This window comes from Pseudomonas fluorescens (assembly GCF_000802965.1).
In the GTDB taxonomy this organism is placed as follows: Bacteria; Pseudomonadota; Gammaproteobacteria; order Pseudomonadales; family Pseudomonadaceae; genus Aquipseudomonas; species Aquipseudomonas fluorescens_A.
In genome coordinates this window covers 1-13,412 of sequence record NZ_JSAK01000026.1, presented here as the reverse complement: position 1 = coordinate 13,412, position 13,412 = coordinate 1, and the positions used below count along the sequence as shown (strand labels likewise).

Annotated in this window: 14 protein-coding genes; 8 read left to right on the top strand and 6 right to left on the bottom strand. The window is 58.8% G+C overall.

Features of this window, described 5'->3' with window-relative positions:
• Nucleotides 1-109: 109 nt before the first annotated feature.
• Entirely contained in the window at nucleotides 110-2,689 is a 2,580-nt protein-coding gene (mutS, locus tag NL64_RS20385; protein ID WP_034149871.1) for a DNA mismatch repair protein MutS, read from the bottom strand.
• A 352-nt stretch (nucleotides 2,690-3,041) separates the two neighbouring features.
• Between mutS and NL64_RS20380 the strand changes: the two genes are divergently transcribed.
• The 3 genes from NL64_RS20380 (at nucleotide 3,042) to recX (ending at nucleotide 5,154) form a co-directional block, all read left to right on the top strand.
• Nucleotides 3,042-3,542 carry a CinA family protein gene (locus NL64_RS20380; RefSeq protein WP_034149909.1) on the top strand — a complete coding sequence of 167 codons (501 nt, stop codon included), beginning with the start codon at nucleotides 3,042-3,044 and terminating at the stop codon, nucleotides 3,540-3,542.
• A gap of 83 nt (nucleotides 3,543-3,625) precedes the next feature.
• Nucleotides 3,626-4,678 carry a recombinase RecA gene (gene recA / locus NL64_RS20375; RefSeq protein ID WP_034149870.1) on the top strand — a complete coding sequence of 351 codons (1,053 nt, stop codon included), beginning with the start codon at nucleotides 3,626-3,628 and terminating at the stop codon, nucleotides 4,676-4,678.
• An 8-nt stretch (nucleotides 4,679-4,686) separates the two neighbouring features.
• On the top strand, nucleotides 4,687-5,154 hold the full coding sequence (gene recX / locus NL64_RS20370) for a recombination regulator RecX (protein ID WP_034149869.1): 468 nt from the start codon (nucleotides 4,687-4,689) through the stop codon (nucleotides 5,152-5,154).
• 44 nt (nucleotides 5,155-5,198) lie between these two features.
• On the opposite strand, the gene NL64_RS20365 is transcribed toward recX, so the two are convergent.
• A complete protein-coding gene (locus NL64_RS20365; protein ID WP_034149868.1) occupies nucleotides 5,199-6,317 on the bottom strand; it encodes a TIGR00730 family Rossman fold protein in 1,119 nt (372 codons plus the stop codon).
• A gap of 482 nt (nucleotides 6,318-6,799) precedes the next feature.
• Between NL64_RS20365 and NL64_RS20360 the strand changes: the two genes are divergently transcribed.
• Nucleotides 6,800-7,000 carry a hypothetical protein gene (locus NL64_RS20360; protein WP_034149867.1) on the top strand — a complete coding sequence of 67 codons (201 nt, stop codon included), beginning with the start codon at nucleotides 6,800-6,802 and terminating at the stop codon, nucleotides 6,998-7,000.
• On the opposite strand, the gene NL64_RS20355 is transcribed toward NL64_RS20360, so the two are convergent.
• Nucleotides 7,001-7,423: a PA3611 family quorum-sensing-regulated virulence factor gene (locus tag NL64_RS20355; protein WP_034149866.1), complete on the bottom strand. Its 423-nt coding sequence runs from the start codon at nucleotides 7,421-7,423 to the stop codon at nucleotides 7,001-7,003. It lies immediately after the preceding gene.
• A 189-nt stretch (nucleotides 7,424-7,612) separates the two neighbouring features.
• On the opposite strand from NL64_RS20355, the gene NL64_RS20350 reads away from it, so the two are divergent.
• The 3 genes from NL64_RS20350 (at nucleotide 7,613) to NL64_RS20340 (ending at nucleotide 9,650) form a co-directional block, all read left to right on the top strand.
• A complete protein-coding gene (locus tag NL64_RS20350; protein WP_034149865.1) occupies nucleotides 7,613-8,356 on the top strand; it encodes a tRNA-uridine aminocarboxypropyltransferase in 744 nt (247 codons plus the stop codon).
• Between the two features lie 205 nt (nucleotides 8,357-8,561).
• Nucleotides 8,562-9,212 (top strand): response regulator transcription factor ErdR, encoded by a 651-nt coding sequence (gene erdR / locus NL64_RS20345; protein ID WP_034149864.1) that lies wholly within the window; start codon nucleotides 8,562-8,564, stop codon nucleotides 9,210-9,212.
• Between the two features lie 75 nt (nucleotides 9,213-9,287).
• Nucleotides 9,288-9,650, top strand: a complete 363-nt coding sequence (locus NL64_RS20340) for a diacylglycerol kinase (protein WP_034149863.1) — start codon at nucleotides 9,288-9,290, stop codon at nucleotides 9,648-9,650.
• Here NL64_RS20340 and NL64_RS20335 read toward each other — a convergent pair.
• Complete coding sequence (locus tag NL64_RS20335) at nucleotides 9,647-10,573, bottom strand: LysR family transcriptional regulator (RefSeq protein ID WP_034149862.1); 927 nt, start codon at nucleotides 10,571-10,573, stop codon at nucleotides 9,647-9,649. The two genes, NL64_RS20340 and NL64_RS20335, sit on opposite strands and share 4 nt — an antisense overlap.
• A gap of 139 nt (nucleotides 10,574-10,712) precedes the next feature.
• On the opposite strand from NL64_RS20335, the gene fpr reads away from it, so the two are divergent.
• The gene (gene fpr, locus NL64_RS20330; protein ID WP_008054100.1) at nucleotides 10,713-11,492 is read left to right on the top strand and encodes a ferredoxin-NADP reductase; all 780 of its coding nucleotides are present in this window, start codon (nucleotides 10,713-10,715) and stop codon (nucleotides 11,490-11,492) included.
• 130 nt (nucleotides 11,493-11,622) lie between these two features.
• Here the strand turns inward: fpr and tsaA are convergent, their stop codons facing one another.
• Together tsaA and NL64_RS20320 are read right to left on the bottom strand one after the other, a co-directional pair.
• Complete coding sequence (gene tsaA, locus NL64_RS20325; RefSeq protein WP_034149908.1) at nucleotides 11,623-12,321, bottom strand: tRNA (N6-threonylcarbamoyladenosine(37)-N6)-methyltransferase TrmO; 699 nt, start codon at nucleotides 12,319-12,321, stop codon at nucleotides 11,623-11,625.
• A 190-nt stretch (nucleotides 12,322-12,511) separates the two neighbouring features.
• Nucleotides 12,512-13,282 carry an SDR family oxidoreductase gene (locus tag NL64_RS20320; protein WP_034149861.1) on the bottom strand — a complete coding sequence of 257 codons (771 nt, stop codon included), beginning with the start codon at nucleotides 13,280-13,282 and terminating at the stop codon, nucleotides 12,512-12,514.
• Nucleotides 13,283-13,412 lie beyond the last annotated feature (130 nt).

Here is a 13,412-nt window from a genome sequence, read left to right as displayed (position 1 = left end):
CCCCTTCACGTGGGGGTCGCAAGGTTTGGGAGCGATAGTCTGCAGACCAGGCTAAAAGCCTGCAGCATCCCAAACCGCGCGAGATTCTAACAGCTTGCAAGCGTATGCGTTAGATCCGTGTCTTTAGTGTATAGAGCATTTCGAGTGCGCGACGTGGTGTCATGTCGTCCAGATCGAGTTTGGCCAGCTCATCCAGTACCGGATGCGGCAGGCTGGCGAACATATCGCTCTGTTGCGGCGCGGCCGGTTTGCCCTTGACGGGCTTGGGCGCTTCATGGGGCAGGGCGGTGTCTTCCAGTCGGCTCAAATGCTCCCGGGCGCGCACGATCACTTCGGTGGGCACACCGGCCAGCTGCGCCACGGCCAAGCCGTAGCTTTGACTGGCAGGCCCCGGCAATACGTGGTGCAGGAACACGATGCGTTCGTTGTGCTCGGTGGCATTGAGGTGCACGTTGGCTACCAGCGGCTGGGCTTCTGGCAGAACCGTCAACTCAAAGTAGTGGGTGGCGAACAGCGTATAAGCCCGCAACTGTGCGAGTCTTTCTGCTGCCGCCCAGGCCAGCGACAAGCCATCGAAGGTGCTAGTGCCGCGACCGACTTCATCCATCAACACCAAACTGCGCTCGGTGGCGTTGTGCAGAATGTTCGCGGTTTCGCTCATTTCGACCATGAAGGTCGAACGCCCGCCGGCCAAGTCATCGCTGGAGCCAATCCGGGTGAAGATCCGGTCAACCAGCGACAATTCGCAGCTGGCCGCAGGAACGAAGCTGCCAATGTGCGCCAACAGCACGATCAAAGCAGTTTGCCGCATGTAGGTGGATTTACCGCCCATGTTCGGACCGGTGATCACCAGCATGCGAGTGTTGTCGTCGAGACTCAGGTCGTTGGCGACGAACGGCGTGGTCAGCACTTGTTCGACTACCGGGTGACGACCCTGGCTGATGCGCATGCATGGCTCGCTGACGAAACGCGGGCAATTCAGGTCGAGGTTCAATGCGCGCTCGGCCAGGTTGCTGAGTACGTCCAGTTCTGCCAACGCCGCGGCGGTGTCCTGCAATGGTGGCAATTGTGCGATCAGGTCTTCGAGCAGTGCCTCGTAGAGCATTTTCTCCCGGGCCAGTGCGCGGCTCTTGGCCGACAGTGCCTTGTCTTCGAAGGCCTTGAGTTCCGGCGTGATAAAGCGCTCGGCACCTTTAAGCGTCTGGCGACGAATGTAGTCGGCCGGTGCCGATTCGGCTTGTTTACTAGGCAGCTCGATGAAGTAACCGTGAATGCGGTTGTAGCCGACCTTCAGATGCGACAGCCCGGTGCGGGCCTTTTCGCGCGCTTCGAGGTCGATCAGGAATTGCCCGGCGTTTTCGCTGAGCGATTGCAGTTCGTCGAGTTCACTGTCGTAGCCGGTCTTCAACACGCCGCCGTCGCGGATCACCGCGGGCGGGTTATCGATAATGGCTTTTTCCAGCAACGCCGCCAGTTCCGGATAGGTGCTGGTCGTCGCAGCCAGTTGATTGAGGTGCGGCGCTTCCAGCTCGGTCATCGCCACTTGCAACTCCGGCAGTGCGCCAAGGGCGTCACGCAGGCGGGCCAAGTCACGGGGCCGTGCGTTACGCAGGCCGATCCGCGCGAGAATCCGTTCGATATCGCCGATTTCCTTGAGCTGCGGTTGCAGTTTCTCGAAGCGGTAACGGTCGAGCAGGCAGGTGATCGAGGTCTGGCGCGCCAGCAGGACGGTCAGGTCGCGCAATGGCCGGTTCAGCCAGCGGGTCAGCAGTCGGCTGCCCATGGCGGTCTGGCAACGGTCGACTACCGATTGCAACGTGTTGTCGCGCCCCCCCGCCAGGTTGGTGTCCAGCTCCAGGTTGCGACGGCTCGCGCCGTCCAGCACCACGGTATCGTCCAGGCGCTCATGGCGCAGACTGCGCAAGTGGGGCAGGGCGGTGCGTTGGGTTTCCTTCGCGTAGGCGAGCAGGCAACCGGCAGCCCCGATGGCCAGGGTCAGGTTTTCGCAGCCGAACCCTTTCAGGTCCTGGGTGGAGAATTGCTGGCAAAGACTTTTCAGCGCCGAGTCGCGCTCGAAATCCCACGGCGCGCGGCGACGAACCCCACGACGCTTTTCCGCCGGCAGATCTTTCGGCCAGTCATCCGGGATCAACAACTCCACCGGGTTGACCCGCTCCAGTTCCGCCAGCAGGTTTTCCCAGCCCTTGATTTCCAGCACGCTGAAGTTGCCGCTGGTGATGTCCAGAACCGCCAGACCGAACAGGCGCTCATCGCCCAATACCGCAGCGATCAGGTTGTCCCGACGTTCATCCAGCAGCGCCTCGTCACTCACCGTCCCCGGCGTGATGATCCGCACCACCTGACGATCCACCGGACCTTTGCTGGTGGCCGGGTCGCCGACCTGCTCACAAATCACCACCGACTCGCCGAGCTTCACCAGTTTCGCCAGGTAACCTTCGGCGGCATGGTAAGGAATCCCACACATCGGAATCGCCTGGCCTGCCGACTGCCCACGGGCGGTCAGGGTGATGTCCAGCAACTTGGCGGCCTTCTTCGCGTCTTCATAGAAGATCTCGTAGAAGTCACCCATGCGGTAGAACATCAACTGGTCCGGGTGCTGGTTTTTCAGGCGCCAGTACTGCTGCATCATCGGCGTGTGGGAGGACAGGTCGGAAAGGGCTTTATTCATTGGGGATCGGAAAACTCGTTGAAAGGTGTGGGGCAAAAGTGGGGCAATCGCCCGGCTTTTCCGCAATGGGCGCAAGATTAACATGGGCGGTCTGTCGGACGCAGGCGCGAACGCCATGCGGTGTGTTTCGACAATGGCAGATACGAAGTGATCATCGGGTTATATGAGCGCTGGATCGCCCGGCGCGTCGGCGTAACTAAACGGCCGTCCTATGCTCCAGACGATCAGCCTTGAGTCATGGTTTTGCCGCATTCAATGGAAGACCAGGCATACACATTTTGATCGTCTCCAAGTCTTGCAAGCTCAATCTGCTCGTGTACGTTAGTCCCATTCCGTCGATCAGGAGATGACCGTGAAAGAAATCACCCAACTGGCTGCTGAACTTGGCAGACGCTTGCAGGTTCTCAATGCCCACGTCACTGCCGCCGAGTCCTGTACCGGTGGCGGAATCAGTGAAGCGATCACCCGGATTCCGGGCAGTTCGGCGTGGTTCGAGGCCGGTTATGTCACCTATTCCAACCGACAGAAAACCCAGCAGTTGAATGTCCCGGCCGAGTTGTTTTCAACGGTGGGGGCGGTCAGTCGCGAGGTGGTCGAGGCCATGGTTCGTGGCGCGCAGGAAAAAAGCCACGCGCGTTTTGCCGTGGCAGTCAGTGGCGTGGCCGGGCCGGATGGCGGTTCGCCGAGCAAGCCCGTAGGCACGGTTTGGCTGGCCTGGGGCGTCGGTGAGCAGGTGTTCAGCGAAGTGCAGCACTTCCCCGGCAACCGCGACGAGGTCCGCCGACAAACGGTGAAGGCCGCGCTAGAGGGGCTGCTGCGGCATGCCGCGGGAGAAATCTCAAATCAGGGGTAGGCGATCCTCAAACGCTGTGGAATAATACTGGCTACTTATACAGGTGTTGGCCGTCAGGCCTTATTGATTACGTGAGGACTTTAATGGACGACAACAAGAAGAAAGCCTTGGCTGCGGCCCTGGGTCAGATCGAACGTCAATTCGGCAAAGGTGCCGTAATGCGTATGGGCGATCAGGACCGTCAGGCGATCCCATCCATCTCTACTGGCTCTCTGGGTCTGGACATTGCACTGGGCATTGGCGGTCTGCCTAAAGGCCGTATTGTTGAAATCTACGGTCCTGAATCTTCCGGTAAAACCACGCTGACCTTGTCCGTGATCGCCCAGGCTCAAAAAGCCGGCGCGACCTGCGCATTCGTCGACGCCGAACACGCCCTCGATCCTGAGTACGCCGGCAAACTGGGCGTCAACGTCGATGACCTGTTGGTTTCCCAGCCGGACACCGGTGAGCAAGCCCTGGAAATCACCGACATGCTGGTGCGTTCCAACGCGGTTGACGTGATCATCGTCGACTCCGTGGCGGCGCTGGTGCCAAAGGCTGAAATCGAAGGCGAAATGGGCGACATGCACGTGGGCCTGCAAGCCCGTCTGATGTCCCAGGCGCTGCGTAAAATCACCGGTAACATCAAGAACGCCAACTGCCTGGTGATCTTCATCAACCAGATCCGTATGAAAATTGGCGTGATGTTCGGCAGCCCGGAAACCACCACCGGTGGTAACGCGCTGAAGTTCTACGCTTCGGTTCGCCTGGATATCCGTCGTACTGGCGCGGTGAAGGAAGGTGACGAGGTTGTCGGTAGCGAAACCCGCGTCAAGGTTGTGAAGAACAAGGTGGCTTCGCCGTTCCGTCAGGCCGAGTTCCAGATTCTTTACGGCAAGGGCATCTACCTCAATGGCGAGATGATCGACCTGGGTGTGTTGCACGGTTTTGTTGAGAAGTCCGGTGCCTGGTATGCGTACAACGGCACCAAGATCGGTCAGGGTAAAGCCAACTCGGCCAAGTTCCTGGCGGATAACCCGGAAATCGCCGCGACCCTTGAGAAACAACTGCGCGACAAACTGCTGACCCCGGCGCCGGACGTCAAGGCTTCCCCAGTCAAAGAGACTCAAGACGACCTGGCTGACGCTGATATCTGATCAATCCGATGACCGCCGTACTCGATACACTCGTCGCGGTGCGGCGAACCGCAATGGACCTGCTCGCACGACGCGAGCACGGTCGGGTCGAGCTGACGCGAAAGTTGCGTCAGCGCGGCGCTCTCCCTGAAATGATCGAAACCGCCCTGGACCGCTTGACAGAAGAGGGGCTGTTGTCCGAATCCCGTTACCTCGAAAGTTTCGTCGCCTACCGTGCTCGTTCCGGTTACGGCCCTTTGCGTATTCGCGAAGAGTTGAGCCAGCGCGGCCTGCAACGCAGCGACATCGAACTCGCCTTGCGCGAGAGCGGTATCAGTTGGTCGGAACAACTGGAAGACACTTGGCGACGCAAGTTTTCCGGGCATTTACCAATCGACGCCCGGGAACGTGCCAAGCAAGGCAGGTTCCTGGCGTATCGGGGATATTCCATGGAAATGATCAACCGCTTGTTCAGCGGTCGAGGGATGGACGATTGACTGAAACGGCTCGCTATTTCGATAGCGGGCCGTTTTTTTATGCCTCACGTAACCTTTGAGGACTCCCGCGTGCGCTGTTGTGCTGGAGGTTGGGCTTGCGCCCAGTTTTCCGACAGGTTGATGTAATCCACCAACTCGCGCAAACGCCCATGATCGCGGGCATTGAAGGTGAACGCCAATCGCGCCAGATGGCTGAACTGCGCTTCGTCGTGCTCCTCGCCGTTGTAAGCATGTTGATGGAAATGATCGCTCAGGCACAGGTCGGCGAATTTTTCCTGCATGTGTTCGAGTGCCCGGTCACTGAGCGAGTGGTTCATACGAATCACGAACTGATGCTTGAGCCAGCGGCTGGAGTGGTAATTGCTGTAGAACTGGTTGATCTGTTCCACCGCCTCCTCGGCACTGTAAACCAACTTCACCAACTTCATGTCGGTGGGCAGGATGTAGCGGTTTTCCTCGAGTTGGTGGTGGATGAAGTCCAGCGCGCCTTGCCAGAACTTGCCGCCTGGTGCGTCCAGTAACACCACCGGCACCAGCGGACTTTTACCGGTCTGGATCAACGTCAGCACTTCCAGCGCTTCATCCAGTGTGCCGAAACCGCCCGGGCACAGCACCAGCGCATCGGCTTCCTTGACGAAGAACAGCTTGCGGGTAAAGAAGAAGTGGAAGGGCAGCAGATTGGTGGTGCCGTTGACGGTGGGGTTGGCATGTTGCTCGAAGGGCAGGGTGATGTTGAACCCCAGGCTATGTGTCAGGCCGGCGCCTTCATGCGCCGCAGCCATGATGCCGCCACCGGCGCCGGTGATGACCATCAGGTCCGAGCGTGCCAGCGCGACGCCCAGTTCTCGGGCCAGTCCGTACAGGGGATGTTCTATCGGTGTGCGGGCCGAGCCGAAGACGGTGACTTTGCGTCGTCCCCGGAACTGCTCCAGCACACGGAAGGCATGCTCCAGTTCGCGCAGGGCTTGCAGGGTGATCTTGGCATTCCAGCGGTTGTGGTCTTCCTGGGCCATGCGCAGCACGGTCAGGATCATATCGCGGTAGATCGGGATGTTCGGGCTGTTGGGTGAAACAAGGCTGAGTTGCTCTTCGACCTTGCTGATGAGGTCGTGGCCGCTTTCTTCGAAATGACGGCTCAGGAGGTCATTCGGTTGGTAAGGCATTCAACTTCTCCTTCTGCACAGAACCTTCGGCATCAATACGCAGTCGTCGATGCCACGACACATCCTGTATCGCTGTCTGCCCAGGCCCATGCCTGGGCGATCCACTTGACCCGAATAGTCATCGGGTCATCCAAACAGGTTCTGTTTTTCCCTTGGATGAAAGAAACGTTCTCACAACACAAAGCGTAATGGGCGGCCCCTTTCCGACCTTGAAAATTTGAACGCGGATACCTGAAATCTAGACCCTCGCAGTGATTTACGCTGCCTTGATCATTGCGCCGCAAACTCTTTCCTGGCAACCGCTTATTGACGATTTGCAAAGTGCTTTCACCGCCCGTCCGAACGCGCGCCGAGTGTCCGCCACTCTGATTTACTAAGTTACAGGCGTCACACGACAACTTTGCGTCAACGGCAGGGCGCACGGTACTAGCGGTTAAAGGATTTATCGCTCGACGAGAGTGAGGTGCAAGGAGGCGGGAGCCATGGCCAGAGTCATTCTGGAGATAGAGATCGATACGCAACTGTATCGATTATTGAAGTCATCGGCCGAGACCCATCACCTGAGTCTCGAAGAGGAGTGTTGCCGACGACTGGAGGGGGCAGAGCCGCACTCTCGTTACTTGCAGGCATTACTGGCAGAACTGCGCGCCGAGGATGAACAGCGGCGCGCCAAGCCTCTTTGATTATTTCTTCTTCGTGGTCGCTTTTGGGCAATCCGATTCCTGGTAGCTGGCGGAGCCGACCGAGCGGTTGGTCTTCACTTCGGTGAAGTCGTAACGCATGGTCGCGCCCTTGGCCATCAGCTTGCGGAACGACGGGTTGTTGCATACCGAGGCGCCAAGCTGGAAGTACACGGCTTTCGGATCAGCGCGCATCTTGTTGGCGTGGCTGCTTTGCACGCTCAAATGGTTGATCAACGTCGTTCCTTCGACGGTATAGCCTTGATCAAGAATGTCTTCGTTGATCGCCCGAGGCGTGCCAACACTGCTTTGTGCGGCGACGTTTCGCAGCTCTTTGTTCAGATTCTGCTCACTCAAGGACGCAGCCTGAGCGTTGAAGGACGACGCCAGCAGAATGGCAGCGGTGGGAACGATAAGGCGCAGCATGAAACTCTCCTGGTTCAGTGACTGGTGGTTCGACCCGTCACGTGACTGTGCGTTCAGTGGCGGCGAATTATAGGGGAGGCGGCCCGGACGGTACAGGTTTGCGCCCGCCGCTCTGGTAAACTGTCGACCTTTATTGCCCTGCCGAGTGTTGTTCGTGTCAATTTCCCCGTTTTGTCGGCGTTGCCTGCGATGAACCACGCCCCCAACGCCGTAGCCCGCCTGCGCGATCAACGCGAAGAGGAAGGTATCAAGCCGATTCAGGCCCGTGGCTGGCGCGCCACCCGCTGCCGTGCTTGCCGCGTCATCGAGAGCCACTGTCTGTGCGCCTGGCGTCCGCGAGTCGAGACCCGCTCCGGGGTGTGCCTGATCATGACCAACAAGGAAGTGTTCAAGCCGAGCAATACGGGTTGGCTGATTGCTGACGTGGTGCGCGATAACCATGCGTTCATCTGGTCACGTACCGAACCGGATCCGCAGTTACTGGCGTTGCTCGCCGACCCGCAATGGCAACCGTATCTGGTGTTTCCAGGCGAGTACGTCGAGCCGGAGCGCGTGACTAATACTGTGGACATCGATAGCACCAAGCGACCGCTGTTCATCCTGCTCGACGCGACCTGGACTGAAGCGCGGAAGATTTTCCGTAAAAGTCCATATTTCGACGGGCTCCCGATCCTGAGCCTGCTGCCCGAGAAGCTGTCACGCTATCGACTGCGCCGGTCTACCCGCAGTGAGCATTTGTGTACGGCCGAAGTGGCGGCGCTGTGCCTCGATCTGGCGGGTGATATTCAGGCCGCATCGGCACTGGACGCGTATTTCGACGTGTTCAGCCAACATTACCTGGATGCAAAACATCAGTTGGAAATGAACGTTGAAACCCCCGCACATGCCGAGTTGATGCCTTTCGTGCCGAACGCCGTGGCTGATGTGGGCTGATTGTCTCCGATTCTGCAAAGAACTGTGCTGGCCATGCACCTTGACCACCCCGGTTTCGCTGGGCATGCTTGGCGCCGATTGGGGCGCGGCCGAAGTTTGATACGCCGTGTTCTTCGTGAGAACCACGTGATTGGCGTTGAACGTGCCCCGTTGGTGCAGCTCCGTGGCTGTACTGAGTTGTTTGAAGAACAGGATCATTTGAAAAATGGCCACATACGAAATCCTGATTGCCGATGATCACCCGCTTTTTCGTTCAGCCCTGCACCAAGCGTTGACCCTGGGCCTTGGCCCGGATGTCCGCCTGGTGGAAGTGGCGAGCATTGCCGAGCTGGAAACCCGCCTGACTGAAAAAGCCGACTGGGACCTGGTGCTGCTGGATCTGAACATGCCGGGGGCGTATGGTTTTTCCGGGCTTGTGCTGTTGCGCGGCCAGTACCCGCAGATTCCGGTGGTCATGGTCTCGGCTCAGGAAGAAGCGACGATCATGGTCAAGTCCCGTGAGTTCGGCGCCAGTGGCTTCATTCCCAAGTCCAGCGACCTGAGCGTGATCCAGAAAGCGGTGCGTGCGGTCCTCGACGGTGATGTGTTCTGGCCACCGCAAGCGTTCGAAGCGGTCAGCGTTTCCGATGAGGCCAAGGCTGCCAGCGAAGGGCTTGCGAGCCTGACTCCGCAGCAGTTCCGCGTCCTGACCATGGTCTGCGAAGGATTGCTGAACAAGCAGATTGCTTACGAGTTGAGCGTATCTGAAGCGACCATCAAGGCCCACGTGACCGCGATTTTCCGTAAGCTGAACGTGCGCACCCGGACTCAGGCTGCTTTGCTCCTGCAACAACTTGAGTCAATTTCGAGCCACTGACGGTTGGCATCTTCACGCTTTTTTGACTTTGGTTAATCTAGCTTTCCCACTCTTTTTCGGTCAGTTGCTCACTCTATGTCTCCTTTCAAAGGCCAGACCGGCCTGAAACGCATCCTCAACGCCTCCGGTTATTCCCTGGACGGCCTGCGCGCAGCCTTCACCGGTGAAGCGGCTTTCCGGCAGCTGGTCTTGCTCAACGTGATCCTCATTCCGCTGTCGTTCTTCCTGAACGTCAGCCGGGTCGAGCAGGCGTTGTTGATCGCGGTGTGCCTGTTGGCGCTGATCGTCGAGTTGCTTAACTCGGCAGTGGAAGCGGCCATCGACCGAATTTCACTGGAACTGCACCCGTTGTCGAAAAACGCCAAGGACATGGGCAGCGCCGCGCAATTCGTGGCACTGACCATGATCGCGCTGGTGTGGGCAGTGATTCTGCTTTAAGCAATCGCTGGCAGAACGATCTCGTCGCTGCGCTGAACCCCGGCGGTGAAGGCGCGGCACAGGTCGAGAAACTCGCGCATGGCCGAGGTCTGGTACTTCTGTTTGTGCCAGATGAAATAGAACTGTCGCGCCAGATCCAGATCCGGTGTCTCCACAGGCACCAGGCTGCCACGACGGAACGCGTCCCGCAGGGCCAGTCGCGAGATACAGCCAATCCCCAGACCGGATTCCACCGCACGTTTGATTGCTTCGGTGTGCTCCAACTCGAGGCGGATATTCAGCGAGCTGCGGTGATGACGCATGGCCTGATCGAACGTCAGGCGCGTGCCCGAGCCTTGTTCACGCAGAATCCACGCTTCGTGGCTCAGCTCTTCCATGCTCGCAGTACCGCGCTTGGCCAGCGGATGCTGCGGTGCGCAAAACACCACCAGCTCATCCTCGACCCAACTCTGCACTTCGATGTCCGGATGGCTGCAATCACCTTCGATTAGACCCAGATCAATTTCATAGTGGGCCACTTGTTGCACGATATTGGCAGTGTTCTGCACGTGCAGCTTCACTTGGCTTTCCGGGTGGCGTTGCATGAAACCACCAATCAGCAGGGTCGCCAGGTAGTTGCCGATGGTCAGCGTTGCTCCCACCGCCAAGGAGCCGAAACCGGACTTGCCGTTGAGCAGGTCTTCGATCTCCTTGGCCTGATCAAGCATCGCCACCGCTTGCGGCAGCAGCTGTTTGCCGAGGGCGTTGAGGCTCAGGCGTTTGCCGGCGCGGTCGAACAACTGGCAGCTCGACTGACGTTCCAGCTCGGTGATCGAGGTGCTCGCCGCCGATTGCGACAGATTGAGCAATCCCGCAGCACGGGAAACGCTCTCCTGCTGGGCGACGGCGACGAATACTTGAAGTTGACGGAGAGTAAATCGCATATCGATATAACCGATAACCCTTATCTTAATAATCCAGTTAACAGATATTGTCGTCGCTATTAGAATGCGATGCAATTGCGCACCGCCAACGCTCTTATAGCAGAGCAAGCGCAGACCCAATCTCCAGGAGTCCCCGTACATGAGCAACATGAACCACGAGCGTGTCCTCAGTGTTCATCACTGGAACGACACTCTGTTCAGCTTCAAGTGCACCCGTGATCCGGGCCTGCGCTTCGAGAACGGTCAGTTCGTGATGATCGGCCTGCAACAACCCAACGGCCGCCCGCTTATGCGCGCTTACTCGATTGCCAGCCCGAATTGGGAAGAGCATCTCGAGTTCTTCAGCATCAAGGTGCCTGATGGTCCGCTGACTTCCCAGCTGCAACATCTGAAGGAAGGCGACGAGATCATCATCAGCAAGAAGCCTACCGGCACGCTGGTGCTGGATGACTTGAAGCCTGGCAAACATTTGTACCTGCTCAGCACCGGTACCGGTCTGGCGCCGTTCATGAGCGTCATCCAGGACCCGGAAACCTACGAGCGTTTCGAAAAAGTGATCCTGTGCCACGGCGTGCGTTACGTCAACGAAGTCGCTTATCGCGAGTTCATCACCGAGCATTTGCCGCAGAACGAGTTCTTCGGCGACGCGCTGCGTGACAAGTTGATCTACTACCCGACCGTGACCCGCGAACCATTCGAAAACGAAGGCCGCCTGACCGATTTGATGCGCAGCGGCAAGCTGTTCAGCGACATCGGCCTGCCGCCGATCAACCCGCAAGATGACCGCGCCATGCTGTGCGGCAGCCCGAGCATGCTCGACGAGACCAGCGAAGTGCTGAACAGCTTCGGCCTGAAAGTTTCGCCGCGGATGCGCGAGCCGGGTGATTACCTGATCGAGCGTGCGTTCGTAGAGAAGTAAGCATAAACAACTGCTTTTGGTTTACCTGTGGGAGCGAGCCTGCTCGCGATGGGGGAGTGTCAGTCGACATCAATGTTGGCTGTCACACCGCTATCGCAAGCAGGCTCGCTCCCACAGTTGTTTCCGGCGTTCAGCCTTTTGCGGGGATGATTTCCAGCACACGGATCAGCTCGGGCGTCGGGTAATGCCAGCGCACATCCACATCCCAAAACTGCGCGCCGTATTCCCGTTCGGGTGCAGGCGTTTGATACGCCGGGCGTGGATCTTGCGCCAGACATTGCTCGATCAGCTCGACCAAAGGCTCTGCAAGACGCTGAGCATGGCCGTGCGCCTGTTGCAGCGCAGCATCCGTCCACTTCACGGCAATCAGCTGCGGCGCGGCGCTGGCGATGCTGTTGGAGGCTGTGTCGACGATATCCGCATAAGGCACGTAGGGCTTGATGTCGAGAATCGGCGTGCCGTCCAACAGGTCGATGCCGGATATCCACAGGCGGTCGGCTTCAACCCTGTCCAGTTTGACCACTGACTGACCAATGCCATTGGGGCGATGTGTCGCGCGGGTGGCGAACACGCCCATGGATTTGTTGCCGCCGAGGCGGGGAGGGCGGACTTTCAGTCGTGGTTTTTCTTCCAGGGCCTGATGGAACAGGAACAGCAACCAGACATGGCTGACCTGCTCCAGACCCTGCACCGCATCGCCTTGATCGAATGGTGCCACCAATTCCAGGATGCCACGCGCGGCCGGGGCCAACTGCGGCTGGCGCGGGATGGCGAACTTCTCCTTGAAGCAGGAGCGCACGAAGCCGATGGGGGAAACGCTGTAGGTCATGGTTTGGGTCGAAGTGGGAATGAGGGCGGACATGATAGCCCATGCGCATTCTGTGGCGAGGGAGCTTGCTCCCGCTGGGTGCGAAGCGCCCCCAAATACCTTCACCGAGTTTCTCCGGGGGAAACTCGGTGGTGTAGGCGGTTGCTTCGCAACCGAGGGGGAGCAAGCTCCCTCGCCACAAAAACGGGTGTCAGAGGCTGAATCCACCATCCAGCGGAATGATATTCCCGGTCATATAGGCCCCAGCCGTACTCGCCAGACTGATCGCCAGCGCCGCCATTTCTTCCTCGCGGCCCCAGCGTTTCATCGGAATCAACGCGGTATCTTCGGCCAACGCCTGCTCATCGTTGCCAATGTGCTGGGTCATCTTGCTCGGAAAGCGCCCCGGCGCGATCACATTGACGTTGATGTGCTGGCTCACCAGTTCCCGCGCCAGAATCCGTGACAATTGGTGCAGCGCAGCCTTGCTCGGTCCGTAGGCGTAGGCCTGTTCGCCGAAAGAGGAAATTCCGGCTACCGAACCGATGTTGATGATCCGGGCAGGGTTGGCTTCGGAACCGGCCTTGCGCAGCAGCGGCAAGAACTGCTGGATGCAGTTGAACACCGAGGTCACATTGAGCTGCATGACCTTTTCCCAGCCCTTGATCGGGTAGCTTTCCAGCGGCGCGCCCCACGTGGTGCCGGCATTGTTGACCAAAATATCGAGGTGGCTGATCTGCTCGCCCAGTCGCGTGGCCAACTGCTGCACGCCTTCTTCGGTGGCCAGATTTGCAGCCAATCCAACGCAACGGCCGAAGGCACCGAGTTCATCAGCCGTTTGCTGGCAGGCCTCGGCATCGCGGGCGCAGACGTACACGGTGGCGCCGGCCTCGACATAGGCCTTGGCGATCATTTTGCCGATACCACGGGTGCCGCCGGTCACCAGAGCGGTGCGGCCTTGCAGGGAAAAGTAGGGATGCATGGCGAGTCCTGAAAACTGAGGGTCATTACACCCTAGTCGTCAGCCGCGGGAAACGGAGCCACTATTTTTGCGCGGAATGGGGATTCATACAGCCAGGCTTGCGACCGCTCCCCCTTGTAGGAGCCGGCTT